Origin of the sequence: Ruminococcus sp. 1001136sp1 (assembly GCF_039841815.1) — a bacterium.
Lineage (GTDB): Bacteria > Bacillota > Clostridia > Lachnospirales > Lachnospiraceae > Blautia_A > Blautia_A faecis.
The window spans coordinates 1-26,951 of sequence record NZ_JBDPGY010000035.1 but is presented as its reverse complement, the minus strand read 5'-3'; the positions used below and the strand labels follow the sequence as shown (position 1 = coordinate 26,951).

General features: G+C 36.3%; 29 protein-coding genes and 2 pseudogenes. 19 read left to right on the top strand and 12 right to left on the bottom strand.

Going from position 1 to position 26,951, the window contains the following annotated elements; genetic code table 11:
* Positions 1-337 precede the first annotated feature (337 nt).
* Together ABHC48_RS19585 and ABHC48_RS19580 are read left to right on the top strand one after the other, a co-directional pair.
* Complete coding sequence (locus ABHC48_RS19585; protein ID WP_227199252.1) at positions 338-517, top strand: recombinase family protein; 180 nt, start codon at positions 338-340, stop codon at positions 515-517.
* On the top strand, positions 514-801 hold the full coding sequence (locus ABHC48_RS19580; protein ID WP_227199251.1) for a winged helix-turn-helix transcriptional regulator: 288 nt from the start codon (positions 514-516) through the stop codon (positions 799-801). Before ABHC48_RS19585 ends, ABHC48_RS19580 begins: the two co-directional genes overlap by 4 nt.
* A 1,277-nt stretch (positions 802-2,078) precedes the next feature.
* Here ABHC48_RS19580 and ABHC48_RS19575 read toward each other — a convergent pair.
* The 5 genes from ABHC48_RS19575 to ABHC48_RS19555 all read right to left on the bottom strand — a co-directional run bounded on the left by ABHC48_RS19575 (position 2,079) and on the right by ABHC48_RS19555 (position 8,724).
* The gene (locus tag ABHC48_RS19575) at positions 2,079-3,659 is read right to left on the bottom strand and encodes an ADP-ribosylglycohydrolase family protein (RefSeq protein WP_347505997.1); all 1,581 of its coding nucleotides are present in this window, start codon (positions 3,657-3,659) and stop codon (positions 2,079-2,081) included.
* Positions 3,646-4,326, bottom strand: coding sequence for a DarT ssDNA thymidine ADP-ribosyltransferase family protein (locus tag ABHC48_RS19570; protein ID WP_187566401.1), 681 nt, complete (start codon positions 4,324-4,326; stop codon positions 3,646-3,648). Before ABHC48_RS19570 ends, ABHC48_RS19575 begins: the two co-directional genes overlap by 14 nt.
* Entirely contained in the window at positions 4,323-5,756 is a 1,434-nt protein-coding gene (locus ABHC48_RS19565) for a 3'-5' exonuclease (protein ID WP_195699608.1), read from the bottom strand. The genes ABHC48_RS19570 and ABHC48_RS19565 overlap by 4 nt, the downstream gene beginning before the upstream one ends.
* Positions 5,757-5,852: 96 nt before the next feature.
* Positions 5,853-7,352 (bottom strand): ATP-binding protein, encoded by a 1,500-nt coding sequence (locus ABHC48_RS19560; protein ID WP_187566403.1) that lies wholly within the window; start codon positions 7,350-7,352, stop codon positions 5,853-5,855.
* A gap of 37 nt (positions 7,353-7,389) precedes the next feature.
* Complete coding sequence (locus ABHC48_RS19555; RefSeq protein ID WP_187566404.1) at positions 7,390-8,724, bottom strand: AAA family ATPase; 1,335 nt, start codon at positions 8,722-8,724, stop codon at positions 7,390-7,392.
* A gap of 354 nt (positions 8,725-9,078) precedes the next feature.
* Here ABHC48_RS19555 and ABHC48_RS19550 point away from each other — a divergent pair, with 354 nt between their 5' ends.
* From ABHC48_RS19550 to ABHC48_RS19540, 3 genes are read left to right on the top strand one after another with little or no spacing between them, the layout of a single operon-like run.
* Complete coding sequence (locus ABHC48_RS19550; RefSeq protein WP_187566405.1) at positions 9,079-9,957, top strand: MBL fold metallo-hydrolase; 879 nt, start codon at positions 9,079-9,081, stop codon at positions 9,955-9,957.
* Positions 9,954-10,406, top strand: coding sequence for a hypothetical protein (locus tag ABHC48_RS19545; RefSeq protein WP_187566406.1), 453 nt, complete (start codon positions 9,954-9,956; stop codon positions 10,404-10,406). Before ABHC48_RS19550 ends, ABHC48_RS19545 begins: the two co-directional genes overlap by 4 nt.
* A 23-nt stretch (positions 10,407-10,429) precedes the next feature.
* Positions 10,430-11,137, top strand: a complete 708-nt coding sequence (locus ABHC48_RS19540) for a hypothetical protein (protein WP_187566407.1) — start codon at positions 10,430-10,432, stop codon at positions 11,135-11,137.
* Positions 11,138-11,246: 109 nt separating this feature from the next.
* Here the strand turns inward: ABHC48_RS19540 and ABHC48_RS19535 are convergent, their stop codons facing one another.
* Positions 11,247-11,612: a hypothetical protein gene (locus tag ABHC48_RS19535; protein WP_187566408.1), complete on the bottom strand. Its 366-nt coding sequence runs from the start codon at positions 11,610-11,612 to the stop codon at positions 11,247-11,249.
* 80 nt (positions 11,613-11,692) lie between these two features.
* On the opposite strand from ABHC48_RS19535, the gene ABHC48_RS19530 reads away from it, so the two are divergent.
* The 8 genes from ABHC48_RS19530 (at position 11,693) to ABHC48_RS19495 (ending at position 18,303) form a co-directional block, all read left to right on the top strand.
* The gene (locus ABHC48_RS19530; protein ID WP_227199250.1) at positions 11,693-12,151 is read left to right on the top strand and encodes a hypothetical protein; all 459 of its coding nucleotides are present in this window, start codon (positions 11,693-11,695) and stop codon (positions 12,149-12,151) included.
* Complete coding sequence (locus tag ABHC48_RS19525) at positions 12,148-13,152, top strand: bifunctional lysozyme/C40 family peptidase (RefSeq protein WP_195699607.1); 1,005 nt, start codon at positions 12,148-12,150, stop codon at positions 13,150-13,152. Before ABHC48_RS19530 ends, ABHC48_RS19525 begins: the two co-directional genes overlap by 4 nt.
* A gap of 17 nt (positions 13,153-13,169) precedes the next feature.
* Positions 13,170-14,072, top strand: coding sequence for a conjugal transfer protein (locus ABHC48_RS19520; RefSeq protein ID WP_195699606.1), 903 nt, complete (start codon positions 13,170-13,172; stop codon positions 14,070-14,072).
* 169 nt (positions 14,073-14,241) lie between these two features.
* Complete coding sequence (locus tag ABHC48_RS19515) at positions 14,242-14,928, top strand: response regulator transcription factor (RefSeq protein WP_195699605.1); 687 nt, start codon at positions 14,242-14,244, stop codon at positions 14,926-14,928.
* A gap of 101 nt (positions 14,929-15,029) precedes the next feature.
* Complete coding sequence (locus ABHC48_RS19510) at positions 15,030-15,968, top strand: ATP-binding cassette domain-containing protein (RefSeq protein ID WP_035403278.1); 939 nt, start codon at positions 15,030-15,032, stop codon at positions 15,966-15,968.
* Complete coding sequence (locus tag ABHC48_RS19505) at positions 15,946-16,641, top strand: ABC transporter permease (RefSeq protein WP_106493214.1); 696 nt, start codon at positions 15,946-15,948, stop codon at positions 16,639-16,641. Before ABHC48_RS19510 ends, ABHC48_RS19505 begins: the two co-directional genes overlap by 23 nt.
* A gap of 15 nt (positions 16,642-16,656) precedes the next feature.
* Positions 16,657-17,394 (top strand): ABC transporter permease, encoded by a 738-nt coding sequence (locus ABHC48_RS19500; RefSeq protein WP_035403273.1) that lies wholly within the window; start codon positions 16,657-16,659, stop codon positions 17,392-17,394.
* Positions 17,395-17,403: 9 nt separating this feature from the next.
* Positions 17,404-18,303 carry a HAMP domain-containing sensor histidine kinase gene (locus tag ABHC48_RS19495; protein WP_035403270.1) on the top strand — a complete coding sequence of 300 codons (900 nt, stop codon included), beginning with the start codon at positions 17,404-17,406 and terminating at the stop codon, positions 18,301-18,303.
* A gap of 231 nt (positions 18,304-18,534) precedes the next feature.
* Here ABHC48_RS19495 and ABHC48_RS19490 read toward each other — a convergent pair whose 3' ends face one another.
* A complete protein-coding gene (locus ABHC48_RS19490; RefSeq protein WP_005342894.1) occupies positions 18,535-18,894 on the bottom strand; it encodes a helix-turn-helix transcriptional regulator in 360 nt (119 codons plus the stop codon).
* Positions 18,895-19,392: 498 nt separating this feature from the next.
* On the opposite strand from ABHC48_RS19490, the gene ABHC48_RS19485 reads away from it, so the two are divergent.
* From ABHC48_RS19485 to ABHC48_RS19470, 4 genes are all read left to right on the top strand, one after another.
* Entirely contained in the window at positions 19,393-19,824 is a 432-nt protein-coding gene (locus tag ABHC48_RS19485; protein WP_044925118.1) for a sigma-70 family RNA polymerase sigma factor, read from the top strand.
* Complete coding sequence (locus ABHC48_RS19480) at positions 19,814-20,053, top strand: helix-turn-helix domain-containing protein (protein ID WP_195699604.1); 240 nt, start codon at positions 19,814-19,816, stop codon at positions 20,051-20,053. The genes ABHC48_RS19485 and ABHC48_RS19480 overlap by 11 nt, the downstream gene beginning before the upstream one ends.
* A gap of 494 nt (positions 20,054-20,547) precedes the next feature.
* Positions 20,548-20,742, top strand: a complete 195-nt coding sequence (locus ABHC48_RS19475) for a DUF3173 domain-containing protein (protein WP_009265203.1) — start codon at positions 20,548-20,550, stop codon at positions 20,740-20,742.
* A gap of 35 nt (positions 20,743-20,777) precedes the next feature.
* The gene (locus tag ABHC48_RS19470; protein WP_195699603.1) at positions 20,778-21,968 is read left to right on the top strand and encodes a site-specific integrase; all 1,191 of its coding nucleotides are present in this window, start codon (positions 20,778-20,780) and stop codon (positions 21,966-21,968) included.
* 301 nt (positions 21,969-22,269) lie between these two features.
* Here the strand turns inward: ABHC48_RS19470 and ABHC48_RS19465 are convergent, their stop codons facing one another.
* The 5 genes and pseudogenes from ABHC48_RS19465 to ABHC48_RS19445 all read right to left on the bottom strand — a co-directional run.
* On the bottom strand, positions 22,270-23,454 hold the full coding sequence (locus ABHC48_RS19465; RefSeq protein ID WP_015540723.1) for a hypothetical protein: 1,185 nt from the start codon (positions 23,452-23,454) through the stop codon (positions 22,270-22,272).
* 2 nt (positions 23,455-23,456) lie between these two features.
* Positions 23,457-24,152: an ABC transporter ATP-binding protein gene (locus tag ABHC48_RS19460; protein WP_015540722.1), complete on the bottom strand. Its 696-nt coding sequence runs from the start codon at positions 24,150-24,152 to the stop codon at positions 23,457-23,459.
* Positions 24,149-24,994, bottom strand: coding sequence for a MerR family transcriptional regulator (locus ABHC48_RS19455; protein ID WP_195699602.1), 846 nt, complete (start codon positions 24,992-24,994; stop codon positions 24,149-24,151). The genes ABHC48_RS19460 and ABHC48_RS19455 overlap by 4 nt, the downstream gene beginning before the upstream one ends.
* Before the next feature lie 93 nt (positions 24,995-25,087).
* Positions 25,088-25,465 (bottom strand): TnpV protein, encoded by a 378-nt coding sequence (locus ABHC48_RS19450; RefSeq protein ID WP_187559088.1) that lies wholly within the window; start codon positions 25,463-25,465, stop codon positions 25,088-25,090.
* 48 nt (positions 25,466-25,513) lie between these two features.
* A pseudogene (locus ABHC48_RS19445) lies at positions 25,514-25,840 on the bottom strand (N-terminal phage integrase SAM-like domain-containing protein); the annotation flags it as partial.
* Here ABHC48_RS19445 and ABHC48_RS19440 point away from each other — a divergent pair.
* Positions 25,796-26,311, top strand: a complete 516-nt coding sequence (locus tag ABHC48_RS19440) for a helix-turn-helix transcriptional regulator (RefSeq protein ID WP_173770955.1) — start codon at positions 25,796-25,798, stop codon at positions 26,309-26,311. The pseudogene ABHC48_RS19445 and the gene ABHC48_RS19440 sit on opposite strands and share 45 nt — an antisense overlap.
* A 13-nt stretch (positions 26,312-26,324) precedes the next feature.
* Positions 26,325-26,633: pseudogene (locus tag ABHC48_RS19435) on the top strand (TfoX/Sxy family protein); the annotation flags it as partial.
* Positions 26,634-26,951 lie beyond the last annotated feature (318 nt).

The window sequence follows — 26,951 nt, the reverse complement described above, 5'->3', positions numbered from 1 at the left end:
GAAAATCAGGTGATTTCTGAATTCAGGTGGGTCAAAATTAAACGTAAAAGTGGGTCAATTTTACTTGACAATCAACACATCTACCTCCTTTTTTATTGATCATACTCTATTTTAGAGAAAAAACACACCCCTCGAAGGTAGAATATTAAAAGGGAACGCAAAAACGTCCCCTTTATAAGTTCCTGTTGTTCCTCGATCTGGTTTATCATATTCTCCATCAGCGGAATAACTTCTCTGATTTCTTCTAATGTCATTCAATCGATCCTTCTATTGCTTTAATAAAATTCCAACCTGTCCAAACACTTCCTGCAACTTTTTCAATATTGCATTCTGCTTCTTGATAATTCGATTTTCCTCTACAAAGGACTTGATTGAGATTATCGACATTGCCAAGGAGAAACATTTAAAACTCATCCTTGGCACCTTTGAGGTGGACTGTACAGGTGATACCTTAGATCCGATGGTTGAAGGCATGGTCAAGATGATGGGCGTATTTGCGAACTGGAACGCAACATGATTTCCGAACGTGTCACCTCAGGAATGCGAAATGCCGCCGCCAAGGGGAAAGTCATCGGACGTCTCCACACGACCGTTGCCGATATCCCCCAGCGTTTCATGAAAAGTTATCCACTTTACGAGAAGCACAAAATCAACCAGTCGGAGCTTGCACGGATAACCGGACTAAACAGAGGTACAGTTAGAAAATATATAAAAATGCTGGAAGAAATAAAGACGAAGTATTGGGAAATTAGGATTTTTAGAAAATCTATTTTTATGCTATTAAAAAAAATCAGGAAATAGATTTGAGTAAAAAACCAATTTCCCAATTTCTGTAAATGAATATTTATTTTCGCCATTCCTCCCCGCTGGGGAAGGGAGACACCGCCCCCGCCGATTTCCCAAAAATGTTCCCAAAAACAAGATTTATGGGAAATTTTTTATTTTGGGGAAAAATCATAAAATCGCTGTAACCCTTGATTTTTACTGGGTTTGCGGGCAGTTGCCGCTTTTCCCAAAAACGGCATATTGAAAATATACTATGTTCCGGGGCACACCACATTATCCTCAAAGGGCAAAATCCAGTATCCTCACTATCCTCACATCCCACAGCAAAGCCACACTGCAAAACCCTCCGGCACTGCAGCGCAATTCCACAGCACATTCCGCAGTGGTAATCCTGACAACCCAACTTCTATCGCGTCCCATATAACAGTATCCTCTTACACAGCAGCACTATCGCAATGTCACTTTCGCAGCATCATCCAAAGCATCCCTCACACCCTGCAACACCAGGAAATATCAACGTTTCGCAGTGTTACCCATGCCCTGTAGTTTCGCAGCACCCTCACGCAGTGATGTTTCGTCTACTTCTATTCTATACAGAAAGCTGTTGAATATTCTTGCGCGATGAAATCGCACTTCCGGAAAATTGGAAATCAGAGTTCCGGTACTCGGAAATCGCCTCTTTTGTGCTTGATGACTTATCCATTTCTGTTGGGATATTGGTCAAGACCTTGCCGCATCTGCGGTGCGTAGCAGTCTTTACCAATGTTTCAACAGAAATTATGATTCGGTATGCACAAAAAGCGGATATAAAAAGTGATTTCCATATCACCGGACAGCTGATATAAAACCATCCGGAATATTCAAGCTGTAAAATTCCACGTGGATTTTTACAGCTTTTTCCGATATCACGTTGCTTATTTACGCCTCATTTTATCTGAGTCAGAATCCTGTGTGACCGGGGCATAAATGACAAAAAAGAACAGCAACAGAGCTACGCTGCGGTATTACTCTCTGTTGCTGATAGGATAATCATTTTTGCCTTTTACAGGATAATGGGGTGTGCCCTGTGATAGCGTCCCTATTCGAACTCTATAATGAGTACTGTATTTAGTGAGACAGATTTTCTTTTGGTACTATATGTTGTGCAGTAATTTCAATTATTCCATGGATTATTTGGTTTTTTGAGGATTTTTGCAACCAAGGTGCAACCGTTATCCCCCACTTTATATACCACATAGAAGGTGGGGATAAATCCACACAATCACACTATTACATTAATTCTTTAAGAGAAATCACAACAGCTCGTATATACTTACAATCTGCTTCTTTGTAATCTTATATGGTTTCCACTTTACTTTCATCTCATCAATTTTTTCTTTTGAAATATCATCATCTATTTTCATTTGCACAATCTCCGATAAAATTTCAACAAAATCAGCAGCATCGGACACCTTAATCAAAAGTTTTTTAATATCCTTTAGCTTTTGTACCGTAAACTGGATTTCTGGACTATGTTTTTTCTCTACCGTATGCGGTATGGTCTGTTCCATATTTAACGTTTTTTTCCCTATCTTCTTCGAGAAAATGGTTTGTCCGTATGCCGTTTTCCATACATACACCTTTACATACATGCCCGCTCGCTTCGGTTTATCTTCTCTAATCTCCTTTAATGTTATCTCCCCAAACGGAAGACATTCGATACTATCTCCTATTTCCAATGTCGCCATTTTCTCATTATTGAACAGCTGATATTGTTTATCACTATTGAGGAAATCACACTTTTCGTCCATCATTTGCTCTATAAGGTATTCAAATAGTGAATAATCTTGTACTCCTCTTAACTCTATCGGAATCCAATCTTTACCGTTTAGAGCCCCCACTAATCCACCAACCATGGATGCCAAGGTATCCGTATCTGCATTATTTAAATTGGCAGTCTCGTATACTGCCATTACAGGATCATCTGCATACTTAGAAAACAAATAGATCGAAATCACCGCCGAGACATTCCCCGCACCATTGATTCTCGAGTTATAACACCCCAATTTTTGAAGAGTATCATGTCCTAAATCCAAAATGCCTTGATTTAACGCTTCTTTTGCTATTTTTAAATAATCTATCGTCTCTAATACACATTCATTCCATATTTGATCATAATCGTATTGTGCATATCTTTCAGCTTCACATTTCCATATAGCGATATTACTCACTTCTGGTAGCTCACTCCACTGTTTCTCTTCTTCTATTAATACATCTATTAATTCTCCATAACTTAACACGGCATCCTGTTGTATCAATGTTCTCACTGCCATTGCATATAACATAGCTCCTATCAGTGCTCGCGGATGTCCATGAGTGTACATTCCATTTAAAACAACTTGCGCCATAATTTTTTCAATATTTTCTTCATTTTTAAATATATGGGGAATGATTCTCATTGCAACTCCATTTCCACCAGCCATAAAATAATCCTTTATTTCTAACGGCGAATTGCTTTTCTCATCCCATGGAGATATATTGTCAGCCCACTTTTGCGCAGCCCTCTTGGTCGTTCCGCCTCCGCCCCTCTCATACTTCAACCATGCCGGCAATTCTGCTTGGCGAAAAAAATTGCTCCACTGTCGACCTCTCAACAAACTTCTAGCTGTAGCAATAATTAATTGTGTATCATCACTATATTCACCCACACAAATTTTTTCCTCATGCGGCCAGTATCTTCCGCCCGCACGACGATTCCACTCCACATAGGTCCTTATGCTATTTTTATTCTTGCTAATATTTTTACTGTTTTGTTCATTCGGCCATCCCAATGCGTCACCTATTGCTGCTCCAATTAACGCCCCTGTATATTTTTCTTTTTTAGAATAACTCATTTTCTTCCTCCCTATACGGTTTTACTAATGGTTCTTCTCCGCGTCTTATTTTTCCACTTGTTGGCACATCAAACAATTCCGGTGAAATAAACACATCGATTTTAGGGAATCCCATTACTTTCCATTCAACTATTTTCTGTCTTGCAATTTCCTCATTTTCAAATGCAATTCCTTTAATCATTGATACTGGAATATTCTCATAAACTAACACTTCTGCTTGATCATCCGTAGGTGCATTCTGTAACATGTCTTTTGTCCTGTTTTGTCTCCCTACATTTGCTGAAAACAATTCTCGAAATGCTTCTGCTCCTTTACAAATATATGCGCCATAACGAGTGGCTGCATTAACTTTACAAAATTGTGTCGTTTCGATAGTCGCAACTATAGGATCAATAAATAAAATTGCCCAATCAGAAAATATAGGGTTATTATCTTTTACTCTACGCAAGTACCACCAATTAGGATATTGAACAGAACAATTAATATAATCCGTTTTGCCATCCAAACGTTGTTTATCATTTTGAATCAGAACATCTTGCTTTATAAAATCAACAGCTTTAACACCCTCGTTATTATTCAATATATGTAAAAGTATATTTGTATGGACAAAATGGCATAACCTAGTTATATTTCTCTTTTTAATTTCCTCATATATCTCATCTATCATTTTAGTTCCCTCTCATCATACAATGATGTATCCACTTCTAACAATAGTTCTGTTTTTTCCTCAGTATATGATAATATTAATCCTCTTTTTGCTCGCGTTATGGCTACATATAATAATTTTGTTTCTTCCTTTAAAGCCTCATCTCTGCTCTCATTCGCTAAAACCCTTTCTTCTGAGGGCAGATATTTCATAGAGCAAAAAGGCAAAAATACCATGTCAAACTCTAATCCCTTAGCTGAATGATATGTGCCTATAGAGATTTTTGCATTTAAATCCAATACCCCCATTCGATTTTTCAAAATCTGTGGGATAATCTTTTTTGCTCGAAGCTTTTCCTCTACTAAATCAACCAGTTCACGATTTCTCACCAAAATTGCAATACTTTGATTTCCAGACATTCTTATTGCAGCCTCTACTATCCAATCTAACTCTGCCTCTTCATCTTTGCATTTTACAATTGCTGGTAACGGAGATGATGCTGTTGGTAATACCGGTTCTACCAAATCCTGCTTATCTTCAAAATATTTCGATTTTGAAATAGCTACTGCAAATTGGGCTATTTCTTTACTATTTCTATAGTTACGATCAAAATACCATATCTTATTTTTTGCTATTTTTAATCCAGCTTCTCTCCACGACAAACGCGATCCATAAATTTGTTGTGCCACATCACCAAAAAAAGTAAATGTTCCATCCTCTGGAATAGCTTTAACAAGTGACTTAAGCATTATAGGAGATAAATCTTGTCCTTCATCCACTATAATATGCTTATACATTCTTTTCTCTGTATCATTCTCTAATTCTTCGCACACTGTTTGTGCTATATCTTCCCAGTCGTATAAATAACCTTCCTCTTTTCTTACTTCAAGATAAGCTTTATATACTTGGAAAAAATATTTTCTATTTTCCCTTATTATTCGCGTATCAAATCGTCCAACACGTTCAACTTTCTCATATTCATCAAGCGTTTTTATTCCCATTTTTTCTATCCAATTTATTTCTTCAAGAAAAACTTCTTCTGCTCTTTTTAATGTACTATTTGTCCCATTCGCTGCTTTCACATTTTCCAATGCTATTCTTACAAATAGTTGTTTTTTATTATCGCCATCTTCCATTCCCGAAACTATACCATTCCATCTCGGCATCTTGTTCCTATGTGCTAAATATCCTCTTGCAAACTTGTGATAATTTCTAACCTCAATATTTCTAGGAATTTCAGAACCAACTATAGCCTCTAAATACTTAACAAGTGTCGTATTAAAGGTAACTAACATCACTTTTTCCTTATCATCCAAAGTGGCAAGATAAATTGCTCTATAAATAGCCAAAGTTGTTTTTCCACTACCAGCTGTACCCAAAACAACATTGTGCCCTTCTGGTTTTAAATCTAATACCTCTAATTGTTTCCCTTTTGGCTGTGGTAATGCCATATTTTTTCCCTCCATACATCTGTTGATACTATCGCGTATCTAACGTTTCCATCATACACGCTCTATCAGGCATCTTGAAACTTTGCCTTTACGTCACTATAATAATCCCCTATTTACTACCCAACGACCATTCCTATTAGAACCTTCTCGTTTAAGCATTCCTTCTTCCTGCAACTCCTTCACATCTTTCTGAACCTGTTTTCTGGTCAATTCCATTTGCTCCATAAGTTGCGCCTGTGTCATTGTGGGATTTTTCGCTAATAATTCCAATATCGCCTTTTTTCTTTCGGCTCCTTTTTTCGGCTCCTTTTCGGCTCCTTTTTGGCTCTCTTTCAGCTCCTCATTTAAAAACTTCTCATGTATAAACAGCCTTGTGATAAAGTAAGTTCTTGCATCATCAGTTTCAAATTCCGGTTTTGGCGAACCATTCGCCTCCAAAGCATCTAAAATTTTCTTGAACCCCGTATTTCTACCTTCTGTCAAATGCAATTCTTTCAAGAAATCGCCTATTCTACGATTTCTATATCTCCTGTTTGAAACACGATAGCTCTTTAGTCCCTCAATTGTCACAGAGCGATCTGGGCCAGGAAAACTCACAATTTCAATTCTATCAGCTTCAATACGAACTTCAATCGGCTCCCTCTCATCATATGCACGATGATATACTGCATTTGATAAAGCTTCTTCAATAGCCGCATACGGATAATTGAAAAATCTATCTGCCTCTGCTCTGTCCGGATGTTTTACAACTTTCTCCGTAATCACTACATTTCTAATATACTGCAACGCTTCACGCAATTGCTGTTGAATAGGGCCTCTGAAAGTTTTTTCAATAATGTCATTACCGCCTAAACCACTCGGAAACTGTACGACATCTATCTGCGTGTACGGAAAGAACTTGTCCGGCTCCATACTAAAAAACATTAACCCTACATTTTTAGGCTTAGTATATTCGGGAAGTGTACAAATAATATTCATATCTCTGCACACCTCAACAAAATCCCCTGCCTTAGACTTCTCATACAGCGAACTTTTAACTTCCTTTAGATAATTTTGAATCAGTGTTATATTTAAATCTGACATCTCAGCCTCATGATTCACACGATCATCAAAGGGTACTCGATTTGCCAAATTGAATAAATCCTTCTCCTCATCGTCTGATGGTTCCACAGAATTAGACGCTTTACGGATATAATGAATTCGCTCTTTATTATCCTTTGCCATCGTTTTAGGTGATGAATATGGTCTACTGTCTCCACCCGGACACCACAGAATAATGAACGTCTTATCTTGATAAGTTTCTATACCAATAATTGGTGTATATGCCGGTCTAATGAGCTTACATTTCGCATAAATATCCTTTTGATATGCGTCCAGCTTATCCAGCGGCACACCAAGTAAAGGATACATCGGACGACCGTTATCCTCTTTCACACCTATAACAATATAGCCACCACCCCAGTTATCAAGGTCATTGGCAAACGCACAAACCGTCTTTAATGAAGTTGCTGGGTCCCATGTTTCTTTAAATTCAATTCTCGCCCATTCGACTACATCACCGGATAATAATGTTTTGATGTTTGTAGGTATTGCCATTTAATTACTCCCTTCCACCTATATATTTTACAATTTATCAACCATACAATTTAGCAAACTCACTAAAGTCAAAATCTGCATTCTTAGGCAGCCCATCCGCATATAACTCATTATTAAAATAACGATTTCTATAATTATAATTTGGATGCAATCTCTCCTCTACATCCGTTACACATTTTACCTTTTTACCTTCCAATCCATTAAATATGAAATATAGAGCATCTGGCTTAATATTAGAATGATCCATAATTAATGTATTATGTGTTGTTATAATCAATTGCCCTTTGATATTCTGAGAAACTGCTTTCATTAATTTCGCTGCCATCAAATCATGTATACCATTACCAAACTCATCAATAATGACACATTTTCCTGTAATAGCTACCATAAGATACGGTAGCAGATTCAATATCTCTTGTGTTCCACTCGACTCATAACGAAAGTCTATATCAAAATCAAGCGCATCTATCCTTTTATTTAGGAAAAGAGAATACCTGATTTTTCCATTCTTTTCTTCTCTATGATAAAAAGCTTTATTTACATCATCAAAAAGAGAGATAAAAAACTCGTTTATAAACTGTTCTATTTTATCAAGATTTTTTTCTTCTGACTTCTCTATGGTTCCACCTTCTAGATTTGCAAACACTGGACTAGCATAAATACTATTATCTTCTCTATTACTAGCTGTTTTATAACTTATACTATTAAACTCTGTTAATATATTCATCAGGTTTGGGGATATATTCGAATTCACATATGTTGCAGATTTATCATCCATTTCATGTTGCAAAATCGACAGAAAAGTATGCTTTCCCCAATACATTTGAATTTGTCTTTTAATTTCTTCCAAAAACTCTGCAGATTCAAATATATTTGAATTTATTTCTACTTTATCCTCTTCAATATCAAAACAGCAGCCCCTATTTTTTAATATCTTATATTCTAATCTTTCCCTAATCAAATCACTGTTATCAAATTCCATCAAATACGAACCTGTTGAGCCATTTATAATAAATTCAAACTCTAACATCATTGGCTCAGTTGTGTTAATCATTTTGTATTCATCTATAATCTTTTCAACTGTACTACTTGCCAACCTCGTTTTAATAAACTCCAACATCATTTCTTGCTTTATTGGAATATCATCCGGTGGCGTTATTTTATTATTCAGCAAATCCAATAGCATATCTTTAACACGCATTGTTCCTAATGTTTTTTCCAATGTTAAAAAAGCCTCCACAATTGTGGACTTGCCGCTCCCATTTGCACCATAAATTGCAATTATATGTTTAAACTCATCTTTTTTATTTTGTAAATCAATACTAATTTCCTTAAAAGATTTAAAATTCTTCATTTTCAGATAGGTAAACATACTCCACCTCCTATTTTTCTCCAAAATATCACTTTTTTTAACTTTTGTCAATTGATATATTCTATTTTCATCTCTTTTTGTAATATTTTGTTACATTTTTTTATTTTTACCATTGACTTATTCCAAAACATATGATACCTTATCATTGAATTAGCATTCAGCAACCTCGATTGCTAACAATCCCAATAATTAAAGAAACCAGCAGCTACCAACTGCCGGTTCCCAAAAGTACATAATAAAACTAAGTTATAAGTTATGATACCATGGGATTTACATCGTTGCAAGCGGAACGTTTGTTCAATTCTTTGATTATTGTTCACATAGATATAATAATTAAAGGAGAAAAATCTGATAATGAATGAAATTATCACCCTAAGTGCAAAGCACTACGAAAACGCTGAAACTACTAACTATGGTGATTGTATACTTATCAACACCGGCACTGAATTGTACATCTATGATTGTGGTTCTTCCAAACACGCGGAAGAGGTAATTCAATACATGGATAAAAACGGCTATGAAAAAGCCACTCTGATTTTATCTCATAACGATTCCGACCACTTTGATGGCATTCCGACATTAATTGCAAATGATCGAATATCATCCATACGAACTACACTACTACTTAAATATGTAGACGAGATACTAGAACGTATTGATGACAAACGTAGGAATCGCGACACTGTAAAACAAGAAATCTTAGAAAAGTACGATAACATAGCCACCTTGTCCGGTTGCAATTTAGAGGATATTTACGAATGTGGCTTTTCTTTGACAGATGAAATTTCGATAGTCGGACCAGATTTCGATTATATGCTTGACACCGTCGCTAAGCATTTAGACGGTCGTGAAGGAGATACTGTAGATGGCGAAACTGCATACAATGCTACCAGCATACAATTGGCAGTAGATATCTGCAGTCATACACTACTTCTCTCTGGCGACGCATCGTATGCCGCTATTGAAGATAAAGTGCGCGACTATGACATTGTCCAATTACCCCATCATGGCAAATCAAAGCAAGCGGATAAAATATTTGCCAAGAAATGTGATCAGATTAGCACTATATACATTGTGTCTGATAATACCGGCAATTCTAACGGAGGATCTGATGACCTAAAGACTACCGGACATAGGGTGTATAACACAAAGCACTATGGTAACATCAAACTGAATAGCCTTTTCTTTTCATGCGAATCACCATATACCGGAAGGAGCCTGGGTACAAAATGAGATATCTGATATCTACAAGTTTTGCTTCAACTGTTTCCGCACGTCAAGATTATATTTTTGATTCGATGCAGCTGTGGACCAAGAGAAGTCAAGCTGAAAACGGGTTCATTACACTAGAGAGCATTCCCACATGCTCTCTAGATGTATTATTTATTTTAGGTCACAATTCCGAAGTAGAACATTATTTAGCAACCCATCTTGCGTCTATTCATGAAGCCAATATAGTAATTATCACTTGTAGTGCTTGTACCAATCTTTATGCAGTCAAAAAATCGCGTAAAAATATATACCTTACTCGCCAAGAGGATAATAACACTGCAGAACTCCTACTTGGAACTAAATTCGGATTTACCTTCGATTTAACCAAATCCGAGCTTATTTTTTACAACAATATACATCTTGGTGATATCATCACTCGCTTGAATAACGCGTTCACTAAAATCAATTAATATTCATATCTCGGAGGTTCAATATGACGGACATTTTTGGAGTATACAATATACGCTCTCGCATAAGTGTAGGGCTTGTCGTATTAGCACCGCTACTGATTCAAGCTTACATGCTTATTCCAGAGGTGCGCAATATCTCAAGTACCTTTGTTATTACAATTATTACATTTGCACTTTCAAACTTAATGATAATAGTTGCACGTACAAACGGAAGTAAGGCCTTGCATAAGTGCTTTCCCCACAGTTTACCTGCACAGCAATATCTTCTTCCCGAAGACAATACCATTGATAAGTACACCAAAGCACGCTATTATGCCTTTTTCAAATCTCGCCTAAACGGTTTTGAAATAACAGACAATGCCACAGATATGAAAGCACACTCTGAAAGCGCTATTAAATGGTTGATTTCCCAAACCAGAAATAGTACGGAATTTCCGCTTATCACAGAGGAAAATACAAATCTTGGATTTGCATACAATCTATTGGGTATGAAACCCTTGGGAATAGTAATATGCATCATTCTAATTGTATTCGATGCTTTAGTAATGATTGCGTCTCATTGTAAAGATCTAACAGTAGATATTACACTTGTTTTATTTTGCATTATCTTCACCCTGCTATATCTGATAATATGGTTTGGTGTTATCAACAAGAAGTTAGTAAAAAACTGTGCAAAAAAATATGCCTTTGCACTACTTTCCGCTTGTGATTCCGAACTTCTTAACAAATAACGCACCTTTCGAACATCACTTTACAGGGAAGTAAATCTATTAAATTGCTATTTGTCCAAAACCACGTCTTCCTACATAAGGGAGACGCGGTTTCCCATTTACATACCTATTATCCCAGACTCCACTTAAACAACCACCATACCACACAGATATATCCTGCCAGCATTATCCCCATCACAACATTCTCTTTAAACTTATCACTCTTCCACCAGTGCTTCTTGTAATAATATAGTTTTAACTTTTTCTTCCTTTTCTTCTTCCACCAAGGAAGCTGTTCCTTAACATCAGCGAGCTCTTCTTCTGTTTCTCTTAGACTGCTGTTCAGGTATCGGTAACTGCTCCTCTCGCTTTCTATCTTCCGTTCCAGGCGTGCCTTTTGTTCTTCCTTTTGTTGCAAGAGCCTCGCGTATGCTGCGTCTTTCTCCAGAAGCGACTTCTCTAGCTGTGAAATCCTCGATTCCTTCTGCTCTATCACCTGTGCCTGTTCCTTCAAGAGCGTCTTGCACTTGCTGATAGTATCCTGCAAGTTCTGCATCGGACTTTAAGCGTGGCGTTGTGGAAGAACGGGAAAACCGACAGGAACAGCGTACACAGAAACGCAACCTGCACAGGGAAAATATCTCACAGAAAAAGCAGGAATTACAGAAAGCACAGGAAGCAAGGCAGACAGTTCATGCGAATGGATCAGCGACAGCCGGAGCTACCAGAAGCCATGAACGCCCTGTTGCCACACCTGTTCCAAAACCTGCACAGACCGATATGGGCACAAAGCCGGATATGAAGCGTCCTGCTACTTCTCCTGTGATAAAAAATGCAGAAGTCAAGGCTGGAAAAGAAACTATCCGAACCAATATCAGACAGGAACAACAGGTCAAAGGTGTTACCAGAACGAACCAGCCGAATGTAGCGAAATCCAGAAGTAATCAAAAGAAAACAACCATACAGAAACAGGTCAACCAAAAACAGAATCGTAAGACTGTTACGAAGCAACCAGAGAAAGGACGGAAGAAATGAGATTAAAACGTATCCTTATCATAGGTACGATATTTCCAGTCCTTTTCTCCATCATCCTCTTTTTCGGGATATTGACTTCCGGCGAAGATGACGACAGTTCAAACAGCTATTCGCCTGTCTATTCCGGCATGAACCTGGCAGCCGATGTTCTCAAACATCAGCCGATGGTGGAAAAATACGCCAGAGAAAACGGTATCTCGGAGTATGTGAACGTCCTGCTTTCCATCATACAGGTGGAAAGTGGCGGTACAGCTACCGATGTCATGCAGTCCAGCGAAAGTCTGGGATTACCGCCAAACTCATTAAGTACAGAAGAATCCATTAAGCAGGGGTGTAAATATTTTGCGTCCCTGCTTTCTTCCTGTAAAGCCAAAGGCATAAATGACATTAACGTGGTCATTCAATCTTATAACTATGGCGGTGGCTATGCTAACTATGTAGCAAAGAATGGGAAAAAGCACAGCTTCAACATTGCAGAGAATTTCGCAAAGAATAAATCCGGCGGTACAAAAGTGACCTATACGAACCCAATAGCAGTCAGTAAAAATGGTGGCTGGCGTTATAACTACGGGAATATGTTCTATGTGGAGCTGGTCAACCAATATCTGATTGTGAAGCAGTTTAGCAACAAAACGGTACAGGCGGTTATGAATGAAGCGTTGAAGTATCAAGGCTGGAAATATGTCTATGGTGGCAGTAATCCAAACACTTCTTTTGACTGTTCTGGTCTTACTCAATGGTGCTACGGAAAAGCCGGAATCAGCCTGCCACGAACCGCACAGGCACAGTATGACGCAACCCAGCATATCCCATTGTCACAGGCACAGGCTGGCGATTTGGTCTTTTTCCATTCTACTTACAATACCAGTGACTATGTTACACATGTAGGAATCTATGTGGGAAATAATCAGATGTACCATGCCGGAAATCCAATCGGCTATACCGATTTGACCTCTGACTACTGGCAACAGCACATCATTTGTGCCGGAAGAATCAAATAATAGAAAGGACTTGAAATATGTTTAAGAAGAAAGAAAAAACAGAGAAAGCACCTAAGAATAAGAAAGTGCGTACCATGAAAGTCGGGACACATAAGAAATCTGTCCTGCTGTTGTGGGCGGTGCTTCTGGCAAGCACCAGTTTTGGTGTGTATAAGAACTTTACCGCCATTGACACCCACACGGTACATGAAAAAGAAATCATTCAGCTAAGATTGAACGATACCAACGCTATTGAGAATTTCGTCAAGAACTTTGCGAAAGTCTACTACTCATGGGATACCAGCAAGGAAGCCATTGAAGCAAGGACAACAGAAATCAGTAAATACCTTACCAAAGAATTGCAGGACTTGAACGCCGATACCATCAGAACCGATATACCAACCAGTGCTACGGTTACAAATGTGCTGGTCTGGAACGTGGGACAGTCTGGAACGGACGATTTTACTGTTGCCTACGAAGTAGATCAGCAGGTAAAAGAGGGCGAACAGACACAGGCAGTCACAGAAAACTACACAGTGACCGTTCATGTGGATAAGGACGGTGCAATGGTCATTACCCAGAATCCTACCCTTGCTCCGGCAGTACAGAAATCAGAGTATGAACCGAAAGCACAGGAAGCCGATGCCAGTGTCAGCTCCGATACAGTCAAGGACGCCACCGCTTTCTTGGAAACATTCTTTAAGCTCTATCCGACAGCTACTGAAAAAGAACTTGCCTATTATGTCAAAGACGGTGTGCTTGCTCCTGTATCCGGCGATTATGTATTTTCAGAACTGGTAAATCCTGTCTTTACCAAAGACGACGACAACCTCAAAGTCAGCGTGTCCGTAAAGTATCTGGATAACAAGTCGAAAATGACACAAATCTCACAGTATGAGCTTGTGCTTCATAAGGACGATAACTGGAAGATTGTAGAATAAATGTTACAGCAGAATAGTATGGTAATTGTTTATCCAATCTATACTATTCTGCTTACAATTAGATTGACAAAATAAGAATCCCTCTCATATAATTGGTTGCAATGGTATTGAGGAAATACAACCTTAAATGTATAATGGGAAAGTAGCATTGCAGGAATGAGGTAGGCTAATGAATAAAATATTGATTATTGAAGATGATTTAGAAATAAATGCGTTATTGGCTGATTTTCTAAAAGAAAAAGGATATGCTGTGCATTGCCAATATGATGGACTTCATGTTCTGGATTTTTTGAATAAAGAAAAAATTGATTTGATTATACTTGATATTATGCTTCCTTATCGGAGTGGTGATATTATTTTATCTGATGTACGCAAGAAATTTACGATACCTGTTATTATTATTTCAGCGAAAGAAACTACACAAAATAAAATCGACTTGCTTCGTCTGGGAGCAGACGATTATATCACAAAACCTTTTGATATAGAAGAAGTGCTTGCCAGAATTGAAAGTAATCTGCGAAGAGTACAATTTCAAAATAGCCAGACAGAATGTTTGCAATATAACAATCTGACTTTAGACCTAGAGAAAAATACAGCATTTTTGAATGGAATAGAATTATCCTTAACCGCTAAAGAATTTGGCATTTTAGAATTGTTGATGAAATATCCAGATAAAGTATTTTCAAAATCGAATCTTTTTCAAAGTGTTTGGGATACGGAATATATTGCTGAGGATAATACACTTAATGTTCATATCAGTAATTTACGCAATAAATTAAAAGCGATATGCTCTGATACAGAATTTATTGATACTGTTTGGGGCATTGGCTACCGCCTACATAAAGCTAAGGATTAAACGTTCCTTAGCTTTATTATTTTTTTAACTTTTCTCATTACGATTTAAGAAATTCTTTAAAATTGCCCGTTATACTGGTTTAAGTAAAGGAGGTTTGGGATATGAGTTCAATTATTTTAGAAGCAAAGTCTTTAACCAAAGAATATAAACAAACATTAGCATTAGACCACATAAATTTACAAATAAAAAAAGGAAAAATTTATGGATTTATTGGTCAAAACGGAGCAGGTAAGACTACTTTTTTAAGATTAGTCACAGGGCTTGCGTTTCCAACAAGTGGTACACTTTCTTTATGGGGAAATTCTGGAACAGAAGAATTGCAGAAACAGCGTAAACGAATTGGAAGTATGATTGAAACGCCTGCTCTATTCCCGTCAATGACTGCCTATCAAAATATGGAAGTACAGCGTATTCAACGAGGCATACCAGATAAATCAGTTATTAAAAGGACATTAGATATGGTTGGATTGCAAGATACAGGTAAAAAGAGTGTCCGCAATTTTTCATTAGGTATGCGTCAACGATTGGGGATAGCGATTGCACTTTTAAATACACCAGAACTATTGATTTTAGACGAGCCTATCAATGGTCTTGACCCTGCTGGAATTGTAGAAATCAGAAATTTATTGAAAATTTTGAATAAAGAATATGGTATGACCATTTTGGTTTCAAGCCATATCTTAGAAGAATTGTATCAAACAGCATCAGAATTTATTCTGATTGACCATGGAAAAATTATAGAAGAGATTTCTGATTATGAATTAAATGAACGGTGTAAACGACATATAGCTATTAAAACAACAGATGTTCAGAAAACGGTTCTGGTTTTGGAAGAGAATCTTCATACAGATAACTTTAAACTAATGCCAGATGGCATAATTCGTTTGTATGATTATTTGAATGATTTAGAGACAGTTGCGTCTGCTTTGGCAGAATCGCACATTCTTGTAACAGGACTTTCTGTATCTGGCGATACTTTGGAGGACTATTTTTTGAGCAAAATAGGAGGAACAAAAGATGTCAAATCTCCTAAAAACTGAGTTATATAAGTTGTTTCACAGTTGGTATTTTTGGGGAATTGGAATATTCAATCTCCTTTTAAGTAGCATATTGCTGTTAGATAGTAAAGAATGCTCTTCAAACTTAATTATGGCATCATTATACAATATTCCGTTACTCTATTTTTTGATTATAGTGTTTATAGCATTGTTCATTGGAAGTGATTTTAGTGGAAGAACTTTAAATACTTATATTACTGCCGGACATAAAAGAAGTTCTATATTTAGAGTAAAGTTAATTGTATCTCAAATAGGTTGTATTATCATTCTGGTATTTCCATTATTTGTACATGGAATTATTAGTCAATTTTATATTGGAGAAAAACTTTTTTGGAATGATAGCACATATACTATGGTTTTACTAACTCTGTTTGCCATGATAACACTGTGTGCATTACCGATGTTTTTTGCTTTTATTTTTCGTGATATGGGGAAAACACTGACAGTTTCAATGGTTTTATTTTTTGTTATGATTTTTTTACTGAACAGTGAATCTGCACAAATAATCAGCAGAATAATACCAATGGGACAACTTAGGTTAATTTCATTGCAAAAGGTCTATTCGACAAACTTTTGCTTGTTTGTAGATTTTTTATGGAATTTTATTTTATATTTCATTGCAGGTAGTGCTTTTTTACATACAGACTTGAAATAACCGGAGGTGTTTTTTATGGATAAATTATTAAAACTGGAAAAATATCAGTTGTTACATAATTCTATTTACTGGTGTGGTATGATTGGAATATTTATTTTAGGATTTTTTACAGCAGATACTTATGTTACAGAGGTCATGGGACCGACAGAAGAAATTGTTTCTTCTCTTGCTGATATTTTTAATGGAATGGTGTATGATTCTACGTTTCTTCTTATCATCATGTCGGCTATACTTGCATTGATTTTAGGACAGGAATTTTCTAAGAGAACAATAAACTTAGAGGTCAGTGCTGGACATTCCAGAAAACAAATTTTTACAAGTAAAATAATATCGTATTTAATTGCTTTTAATCTTATGGCTCTTGTCTATCCAGTTTCAGGGTGCATAAGGGAATTTGGACGCTTTGGTGTTGCAGACGTGGGAATGTTTTTTTACAATATTATAAAAGCAATCATTTATTCTTGTCTGCTTAATAGTGCGATATTTCTAATTGCAATACTTATTTGTTGCTATTTACAGGATGCTGTAAAAGCAACTTCGGTTACAGCAATTATTATTTTTGGTCTTAGCTTATATCTTGGCTATGGAATGATGTTGAGATTACCAGTCGGTTTTTTACCTACTTATCAAATCAGAATCGTTGTCAGCATGAAAACCTTTTTTCAACCGATAGCTATTTTAGTAGGATGTATATGGTCTGGTATATTGGTATTGCTTTCGTGGATAAAATTTTGTAAATGTGATTTTAAATAGGTGGAGAAAATGTCTAACATAGAATGGATTTTAATTATCATAACAATATTTTTAGTAATACTGCTATTTCGATATATTCAATTAAAAAAACAAATCCGTAATCTTGCGGATCAAGTTAATGAATTGAATTCTGGAAATTCACAGCAGATGTTAGACATTTCGTTGATTGATAAAGATTTAGAAAGACTGGCTGGTATATTGAATCAATATAATATCAGACAACGACAGGCTGTTGCAGGCGTATTACGCAATGAAGAGTATTTAAAAGAATCTGTTGCTAATATATCACATGATTTGCGTACACCTCTTACAGTCATTCTTGGTCATTTACAATTATTGCAAAAAGAAAATTTGGAATCCAGTCAAGCACAGCGTGTAAAAGTGATTTTTAGCAAAGCCGAAAAAATGAAAGAATTGGTAGAAACATTCTATGACCTTTCTATTTTGGAGGAACAGCAGACAGTTCCAGAAAAAGAAAAGTTTAATATATCTAATATGTTAATAAATTTAATTACGGAAAATGCCGTTGCATTAGAAAAGGAGAATATTTTACCCGAAATAAATCTCCCAGATTATTCAATATACGTATATTCTGATAAAAATATGGTAGAACGAATTTTACAAAATCTGTTGACAAATGCAATTAAGTATTCTGTTGGAACGATAAAAATAACACTTATGGAGAAAGAAAATAATAATATTATATTTACCATTGAAAATCCAATGAGTGACAGTTCAGAAATTGATTGCAATCGACTTTTTGACCGTTTTTATACAGGCGATAAATCAAGACATAATGGAAGTACAGGATTGGGACTTGCGGTAGTAAAAACACTTGTTGCCATTCTTGGCGGAAATATTGTTGCAAAAGTACATGCCAATAGCCTTATTATTACTCTTGAATTATAAAGTATTGAAGATATATTCGTATGATAATTCATTGAAGAGTGGACATCAAAATGTAAAGTCAATAGTTTGTAAAGTCCAGTTACAAACTATTGGCTTTTTTCATTACTGTGTAACAAGTAAATTTACGATAAAGAAATAAGGATAGTCGGCTCTTATTTGTTGCCTGCGGAGCAGATCAACAAATAAATGTTGAAGAATCTGTATAGGAAAACAGAGAAAACAAGAAGCAAATCACTTCTTATTCTCTCTGCTGTTCAAGATACCGTCAATCGTACCTTGAATGATTTTTAATTCATTATCACTCAATAAATCAAGTGACGAATCTATCTGACGGCGGGCTGTGTTTTTCTCAACATTCTTCGCTGGATAGAAATACTCGTCAACAGATATATTGAACATTGTAACTAAATCATGGAATAACTGAAAGCTAGGGTGTTTTCCGATATTTTCAATATCTGCGATATGACGTTCTCCGTAAAAGACTTTATCGCCTAAATCATTTCTGGAAAGCCCTGCTTTCTCTCTGGCTTCTCTGATTGCCAGTCCTAAAGGACGAAAATCAAAGCTGTGTGTATCTTTCTTTTTTCTCATTTTTAATCACCTATCATGAGTTTATACTTCATGTTGTGCGATTAGAATGTATTAAAAACTCATATTATATGCACTATAAATTCAAATAAAGTATTACCTAGTTCGGTAAATAAAAAAAACCGTTCTGTGGGTAATCTCTTTTATAATGTCCAAAAATATAGGGACGGTTTTGGTATAACCAGAGCTGTCCTTTTTCTATTTTCACAGGATTGCTCTGGTCAAGGAGCAATTTGTGATTCTAAGTAAAACAGGCAGTCTATACCAACAACCGAATTTATTCCATTTTTTTCTTAGTACATCATCAGTCCTTGAACATGAATTAAAAACTCATATATCAGATGTTTTAAAAACAGTCTATTTGTTATTGATGCAAATAGGCTGTTTTCATATTTACAAAAATTTTTTTCAATCCTGCAACAAATCACACCTTGCCGTACAGATATGGTGCGGAAAGAGGGATACATACTTTTCACTTCATAGCGAAAGGAGGGTGTGATTTTGAAACCATCAGACTTCCAAAAGACAATACAATGTCAGTTTGACTGTAAGCTCAAAAAGGTTGTGAAAGGCATTGTTCGTAACTACCGCAAGGAATTAGCCAGACGACAGGCAAAGGAAGTATCCTTTTGTGAGCTTCCAGAGATTGTTGTTGAGAAATTGATTGTATGGGACGATTACGAAAGTGAATATACAACGTTCGATGTGTGCGGTACAGAAATCCGTGTACTTGATGAAGAACTTGCAGAAGCACTGAAACAGTTGCCGGAGCAAAGCCGGAACATTGTATTGATGTTTTTCTTCTTGGATATGAGCGATTCGGAGATAGGCGAAAAGCTGAATATCAACCGAAGCACATCATATAGGCACAGAAGAAATTCACTTGAAGAAATCAGAAAGCAGTTAAAGGAGAAGAAAACAAATGAAGAATAAGCAACACACACTTCCATCATTTTTTCTCATATCATCAGCCGTGGACGGTAACGAAAACGCCATAAAAAAGCTGTTGCTGTTCTATGAAGCCTATATATCAAAATGCTGTTTACGCCCGTTTTACGATGAATACGGCAACGTATACATTGTGGTTGATATGGAATTAAAGGGACGTATCAGAGAAGCCCTTTTGAAAATGATATGTGAATTTGAAATAGACGAACATTAAGTAATATTTGAGCGGAGCATGATTTAATAAACTCCCCTCTTTCCTGTTCCGCTTTTTTTTATCATTCTGTATCAGTCCATTTGTAAAAATGAATTGATACAGGCTGACAAGAGCCTAACAGTTCTTTGACAAGTGAATAAAGCAGTCAGATACGTTTGTGCTTGCAGTGAGCCATCAGAGGTTGTACGCCGTGACTTTTCCAATCGGGAGATAGCGATTCATGCAATGATCTGGGAGCGACCGTTGGAAAAGTCGTTCTGCCATGACCTGCAACACAGGATAATGATACACCCGTATGACACGGTTCAGCCCACAGGAATGGGAATGGTTGAGATACCAGCGGAGCTTGCCGAAGCCGTCTGATTGCTTGTAAAACTATCTAACAACGATTTTGCAAGAAAAAATCATCTTAATAGAGCTTTTTTGCTCATCATTTGATATACTGATAGACAAGATATTGAGATTTCCTTATCTGGTCTATGGAAAGGAGGATTATGATTACCGTAACAAAAAAAGACCTCATAGCACTAGGTTATGGAACTTCTTTCTCGGCAGACATCATAAGAAAAGCAAAAAAACTTATGATTGAAAAAGGGCATACTTATTACCAATCCCGTAAATTGGACAGAGTACCCAAAGAAGCCGTGGAAGAATTATTAGGGATTACATTATCAGACACAAACGATTGATTGTACTTCTTGCATATCATGTAAGGAGTGAAATCATGGCAAAAGACCCTATTAAGAAAGCAGATAACGGAACTTATTATTTCAGAGCTAATTTAGGCTACAATCCCATTACCGGAAAACAGATACAGAAATACCGAAGTGGATTCAGAACGAAAAAAGAAGCAAAGGAAGAATATTCAAAACTGGTGTTAGCTTCTACCGAAGAATTAACAACAAAAAAAGATGGCGTTTCTTTTCAGCAATTTATAGAGGAAACCTACCTGCCATGGTATAAAACACAGGTAAAAGAAAGCACTTATCTTAATCGTGCTACTACCATCAAGAAACATTTTTCCTATTTCTACAAAATGGAAACAGACGAAATCGAACCTATCCATGTTCAAAACTGGCAGTTGAAACTTGCAAAAGATTTTAGCCCTAATTACATTCGTATCGTACAGGGAATGCTTTCTATCGCATTTGACAGAGCTATTGTTCTTGGAATTGCGAAGAAAAATCCTTCTCGTATGATAGGCAATATCAAAAGCAAGAAAACCAAAGTTGATTTCTGGACATTAGAAGAATTTCAAAAGGTTATTTCCTTACTCTGTAAGAAAGACTATTATGAACATTATCTGTTTATATCGTTCTGGTTATTATTTATGACTGGTATGCGAATTGGCGAAGCGTCAGCATTACATTGGTCAGACATAGATTTTGAAACAGGCTTGCTTGGCATTACCAAAACATTATATTACCGAACAATGACGGACTATAAATTCGTTGAGCCGAAAACACAGGCAAGTATCCGTACTATTTATATTGATTCAGATACACTCAATGAGCTAAAGGCTTGGCAAAGTGTTCAGCAACAGGTTCTTCCCGATTGTCCACTTGTACTAAGTTATAACGGAACTCCAACCAGTAAAACAACGCTTCCCAGAGCTTTGGAAAAGTTGTCAAATTTAGCAGGTGTTCATCGTATTAAAATTCATGCCTTGCGACATTCACACGCTTCATTGCTTATCAGCATGGGCGAAAATCCTTTACTTATCAAGGAACGTTTAGGACATGAAAAAATACAGACAACACTCGGCACTTATGGTCATCTGTATCCAAATACGAATCTTGAAGTTGCTAAAAAACTGACTGGAATATTACAAGTACAATCTGCTACTGAAAGCATTGCTAATTATACCAGCAATCAACATACAGCAATCTATCACAGAACAGTTGAAGAAAAATAATGCAATGAAAATGCAATCCTATAAAGGAAAAGCTGTAAAACCCTTGTAAACAAAGGCTTTACAGCTTAGCTCCAACTATTCAAACTCGACAATCACTAATCAATTTTGTTTAGAGATTATTTGTTGCCGTGTTCGCTTTTCTTTTAATTATTTGATTTATCCATATTATCCTGCCTATACAGGCTAATGTTATCATTTTGTTATCGGCATTGATAACACACGCCCTGTAACTGTGGATAATAGCAATATGTACCGACTCAAATTATAAGCGGTTTTGCTTAGAAAATCAATAATCTTATTGTTAAAAAAACATCTGCCATACTCTCATAGATAACAATGACAAAATATAAAACGGAAGTATATATAGTAACCTTTGCAGTCGGTTCTTTGCTGTATATATTATAATACTCTGAATCGGTATCCATATCCAAAGGATAATACTAAATAATTCAATTTTATACGCTATCCAATAACAGAGCATTGGAAGTAACAACAAGAACATTCCAATAACTGACTTACATTGTAATTTTTCTTTTAAAGAATATCTGAGCGGAAATCCTTTTCTAACTAAACGTAATTCATTTTGCACATTATAGCTGACAACATTCTGTCCTAATATCAATATAGAAAACAATAATACATACTCAATATATTTTCCGTCTATCTGCGATAATAACATTGTGATTAAAACAATCGCAAAATACTGATACATAATCTGTTTCTTTCTTCTGACAATACTAACCACCTCATAAACCATCAAAAAACGATAGCGGCTGCCATAATATTTCTTCATCAGTCCTTTCATTTCTTTCTGATTATTTTGGAAGAACACTTCATCCTGCGTTTGCAAAACTGTATCATATTCTCTATTCAAAAATCCATATAACATCTGATTATATTGTTGAAAGAACGGGATAATTGCTTGATAGCTAAAATAAGGATATAAAATAAAATATAATCCGTAAATGATCAATAATATACTGGTAACAAATACACTTCCATAAAAAAAACAAATCATTACTACTGCCAACATACATATATTCATAATATCCCGATATTTATATTGTGTTGATAAAACCGTATGCATATTGACAATTGGGTTACAAAGCATAGCCACAATAAACTGTCTTAAGACCATTCCCTCCATTGGAAAAGCCCAAAATAAAATCAACGCAACACTCAACGTCAGTACCATGCTTTTTCCTATCTTCTTCACTCTCCAAATATATGTTTTTTCTATTTTCCAAATATAAGTTTCAGGAGAAATACGCATTCTTGGTATTGTTCCAAACAAATTCATAAACAAGAAACAGAGAATACCATATGGTATAAAAACAGCAATATCCATTCCATAGTTTTTCTGAATCATAGATTGCAATATAAGAATACATGGCACAATAGCAATCAGTATAAGATAAGCACCTATATTTCGTTTGACCATTCTAACTGCAAATTTGAATCTCTGTTTCAAAAGCAACTGATACATACTTACTCCCCTTCAGATAAAATTTTTGCTATTTCCTCTCTGTCAACTTCCTCCATATTGATTTCTCTAATTTGTCCGTTATGTAACAAAAGACACTTGTCACAAACATTTTGTAAACACTCTATATCATGGCTTGAAATAATGTAAATTCCTTTTTCTTTCTTGTGAAACTCCACTATTACATTTTCTAAAAGTTTCATTTGGACAGGATCAAGTCCTGAAAATGGTTCATCAAAAATAGTAATTTTTTCTTCTTGTATCATTGCACAAGCATTATTTAACCGTTGCATTGTACCTTTTGAAAGTTCTAACGGAGAATAGTTCTCATACTTTTTTAATCCCAACCCATCTAAAATCCTCTCGATTTTATCAAATGCCTCTTGTTTTTTTATCTTTCTGCTTGAAGCAATCAAAAGAAGATTTTCATATATCGTCAGCTCATTAAAAAAACTTGGTTGATCCATTGCATAGGCGACCGGCATATCAAGATAATCAACCTTATTCATCTTTTTTCTGTCGATAGAGATTACTCCTGTATAATTTTTGTCATAATTCGAAAGTATATTTAAAAGAGTAGTCTTTCCAGCTCCATTTCTTCCAACAAGTCCATAAATACAAGCATTTTCAAATGTATAGTTTAAGTCCGAAAAAACAACCGTTTCACCATATTTTTTACTTAAATTTGAAATCTGAATCATAAAATTTCTTTTCCTCTCAAATCCATTTTCGTCAGCCCAACGACTAACAATCCAATAAAAACTACTGTGTCCACAAATAACAGTACAACAATATTTTTTACCACTCCGAAAGTAAAAAGTATGGAGAAAATTTCTACCGACAACACAATAAAACACATATAATTTGTCAAATACTCTGTTATAATATCTCCATAATAATTGTTCATCTGTAATTTGGCATAAATAAAAGGTTTTAATAAATAACGGATTATAATACAGATAACGGGACAAATAAAAATCCAGTTTTTATTCACCAAAGATGTTGCCACACCTTTACTCCATTGTACCGGAATCTCTACCGGCAACTTAGAATAAGACAACGCCCCAATAATCAAGCATAATACGGTAATCGTTATCCAAGTAAGCATACTTCCCCATATATACAAAAAGCTGACTGAATCTAATTTGAAAACAGTTTGATTATCTTTCCAATAATCCTGCAACTCTGTTACATATTGTTCTACCTGTAATTTTTCATAACTAATACTTTCTTCATCCAGCATTTTTTCGCACATGAGTTTCGCCTTATTCAAATCAGTAATCTGACTTTTTAATACTTCATTCTGCTTCTCAAGCGTTTCCTGCAAAGTTACTTTCCCAGATATAATACTTCGTATATCCTCAATAGAAATTCCCAATGTACGCAGATATGCTATCTTCTTTATATTTTCCACATCATTTTCAGAATAATCTCTATAACCATTACTTTCATTTCTTGAAGGCTCAACGAGTTTTTCCTTTTCATAAAAACGGACATTAGAACGGGATAAACCTGTTCGTTCTTCTACATCTTTTATTGTCATGTTATGCACTCCTTTCAAGCAACTCTATTTTATCTTAAGAATAAGCTATAAACAAGGTTTACAGTCAAGCATTTATCCAAAATCTCTTTTCTTTTAGTTATAAATCAATTCGGCGTTCACAGCCTCTCTTGCACACGTCTGTATATTGTTCATTCTCACCACCCATTCCATCTGATTTTCTGCCTTTAACTGTTCCGTGATCCCCTGTGCCTGTTTCATCTGATCTACAATCCTTTCAAAGCGTTCCTGAGCTTGTTCTTCTATATCTGCAAGATAACTATTCAGCCTACCACTTGTAAGCAGAGTAATATAAACTACTTTCTTATGTTCTTTCAGATAACGTTTATGTCTTTGTCCCCATACGCCGATGAATCTTTGTTCTTCTTCCTCCGGCAAAGCAAGACAGGGGATAAGATAATCCCCATGTCTGATATAAGTGCCACCCATTTCTTCAAATATTGTTTTCTTCATAATCGTTTCCACCTTTCTTATCGTTCTCTATCCATAGATTTTTTCTTAACTTCCCATATTTCCCACCTTGGCGGCAGGATTGGAACGCAGTTCATAATACCGCACCGCATGATTGAAGATAGCGGACAACTGATTGTGCAGTGTTTTCAGATAGGTCTGTGAATATGGCTTTTTCTTCTCATCCCGATAGGCAAGCATTTCATTCTGCCATGCGATAACCTCTTTTGTAGAAATCTCGCTGATTTTCAGCTTGCCGAAATAAGGTAAAATCTTCGTGCGGATGATATGCTCTTTTGTCAGCCATGTGTTCTCCTTCAGACGGCTTTTCATATCCCGGATATACAGTTCGGTAAAGGCTTCAAAACTCATATCCATACGATTGTCGGCTTTCCTGAGCGAAGTGCCGATGTACGTTTAGCACAATACGAAACTGGAACAAGAAAACCGAAGGCAGAACTTACTGCTGCACTGGCACAGGCTCTTGATGTTTCTCCTCATGCCCTCGATGTGCCTGATATTGACAGCTATATCGGACTGATGCACACTTTATTTACCCTTGAAGATTTGTACGGTCTGACTGTCAGTGAATCAGCAGACGGAGAAATCTGTCTGAAAGTGGATACTTCCAAAGGCAAAGACGCTCACGAACTCCGGAAAATGCTGTACGCCTGGAAAGAGCAGGCTGACAAGCTATCTTCTGAAGAAATCAGTAAAGACAAATACGATGAGTGGCGTTACCATTACCCGGAATTTGATACCACGCAAATTTGGGCGAAAGTTCCTTCGCAGGAACTTAGTGCCGCTATGGTTGAAGCCTTCAAAGACAAACTCAAAACCGATGATTGAAAGCAGGTGTACTATGGCGTCAAGTAAAGATTATTTAACCTTTGTATTAGAACAACTATCCGATTTGGACAGCATCTCCTATCGGGCAATGATGGGCGAGTACATTCTCTACTACCGTGACAAAATCGTTGGCGGTATTTACGATGACCGCTTACTTGTAAAACCCGTATCCTCTGCCATTTCCCTTATGCCGACAGCAACTTACGAATTACCCTATGAGGGAGCAAAGGAAATGCTTTTAGTCGATGATGTTGACAGCAGAGAATTTCTTTGCAACCTGTTTCTGTCTATGTACGATGAACTTCCTGCACCAAAGAAAAAGAACCCCCCTCCAAAAAATAGCGACAAAAAGCCCTTAGCCATGAGTTTTATACCCACAGCTAAGGGCTTCGTTTATAATATGGATTTATTTGTTGCACAACCACCTGTCATCATTCTCTAACCCTAAAACCACTGGATTACAAGAATAATGACTCACATGCAGCTGTTATCAATTTGTTATCAAAAGACTTCTTGAAGTGCTGCAAACCCGCATAAATACTGGGTTCTTAGTAAGCGCTTAAATCTTGGGTAGCTTTACTGTCTACGTTTTTAAACTCATAATGATAGTAAATAGATTTTTACTACACTCCGCTTGATA

Excerpts from the sequence above, each read along its gene's own strand:
- ABHC48_RS19555 (WP_187566404.1), bottom strand. The coding sequence starts at position 8,724 with ATGTTTACCTATCTGAAAATGAAGAATTTTAAATCTTTTAAGGAAATT.
- ABHC48_RS19465 (WP_015540723.1), bottom strand. The coding sequence starts at position 23,454 with ATGTATCAGTTGCTTTTGAAACAGAGATTCAAATTTGCAGTTAGAATG.
- ABHC48_RS19525 (WP_195699607.1), top strand. The coding sequence starts at position 12,148 with ATGAGATTAAAACGTATCCTTATCATAGGTACGATATTTCCAGTCCTT.
- ABHC48_RS19520 (WP_195699606.1), top strand. The coding sequence starts at position 13,170 with ATGTTTAAGAAGAAAGAAAAAACAGAGAAAGCACCTAAGAATAAGAAA.
- ABHC48_RS19455 (WP_195699602.1), bottom strand. The coding sequence starts at position 24,994 with ATGACAATAAAAGATGTAGAAGAACGAACAGGTTTATCCCGTTCTAAT.
- ABHC48_RS19540 (WP_187566407.1), top strand. The coding sequence starts at position 10,430 with ATGACGGACATTTTTGGAGTATACAATATACGCTCTCGCATAAGTGTA.
- ABHC48_RS19565 (WP_195699608.1), bottom strand. The coding sequence starts at position 5,756 with ATGGCATTACCACAGCCAAAAGGGAAACAATTAGAGGTATTAGATTTA.
- ABHC48_RS19450 (WP_187559088.1), bottom strand. The coding sequence starts at position 25,465 with ATGAAGAAAACAATATTTGAAGAAATGGGTGGCACTTATATCAGACAT.
- ABHC48_RS19580 (WP_227199251.1), top strand. The coding sequence starts at position 514 with ATGATTTCCGAACGTGTCACCTCAGGAATGCGAAATGCCGCCGCCAAG.
- ABHC48_RS19570 (WP_187566401.1), bottom strand. The coding sequence starts at position 4,326 with ATGATAGATGAGATATATGAGGAAATTAAAAAGAGAAATATAACTAGG.
- ABHC48_RS19505 (WP_106493214.1), top strand. The coding sequence starts at position 15,946 with ATGTCAAATCTCCTAAAAACTGAGTTATATAAGTTGTTTCACAGTTGG.
- ABHC48_RS19560 (WP_187566403.1), bottom strand. The coding sequence starts at position 7,352 with ATGGCAATACCTACAAACATCAAAACATTATTATCCGGTGATGTAGTC.
- ABHC48_RS19480 (WP_195699604.1), top strand. The coding sequence starts at position 19,814 with ATGAAGAATAAGCAACACACACTTCCATCATTTTTTCTCATATCATCA.
- ABHC48_RS19510 (WP_035403278.1), top strand. The coding sequence starts at position 15,030 with ATGAGTTCAATTATTTTAGAAGCAAAGTCTTTAACCAAAGAATATAAA.
- ABHC48_RS19545 (WP_187566406.1), top strand. The coding sequence starts at position 9,954 with ATGAGATATCTGATATCTACAAGTTTTGCTTCAACTGTTTCCGCACGT.
- ABHC48_RS19500 (WP_035403273.1), top strand. The coding sequence starts at position 16,657 with ATGGATAAATTATTAAAACTGGAAAAATATCAGTTGTTACATAATTCT.
- ABHC48_RS19460 (WP_015540722.1), bottom strand. The coding sequence starts at position 24,152 with ATGATTCAGATTTCAAATTTAAGTAAAAAATATGGTGAAACGGTTGTT.
- ABHC48_RS19475 (WP_009265203.1), top strand. The coding sequence starts at position 20,548 with ATGATTACCGTAACAAAAAAAGACCTCATAGCACTAGGTTATGGAACT.
- ABHC48_RS19495 (WP_035403270.1), top strand. The coding sequence starts at position 17,404 with ATGTCTAACATAGAATGGATTTTAATTATCATAACAATATTTTTAGTA.
- ABHC48_RS19470 (WP_195699603.1), top strand. The coding sequence starts at position 20,778 with ATGGCAAAAGACCCTATTAAGAAAGCAGATAACGGAACTTATTATTTC.
- ABHC48_RS19575 (WP_347505997.1), bottom strand. The coding sequence starts at position 3,659 with ATGAGTTATTCTAAAAAAGAAAAATATACAGGGGCGTTAATTGGAGCA.
- ABHC48_RS19550 (WP_187566405.1), top strand. The coding sequence starts at position 9,079 with ATGAATGAAATTATCACCCTAAGTGCAAAGCACTACGAAAACGCTGAA.
- ABHC48_RS19515 (WP_195699605.1), top strand. The coding sequence starts at position 14,242 with ATGAATAAAATATTGATTATTGAAGATGATTTAGAAATAAATGCGTTA.
- ABHC48_RS19490 (WP_005342894.1), bottom strand. The coding sequence starts at position 18,894 with ATGAGAAAAAAGAAAGATACACACAGCTTTGATTTTCGTCCTTTAGGA.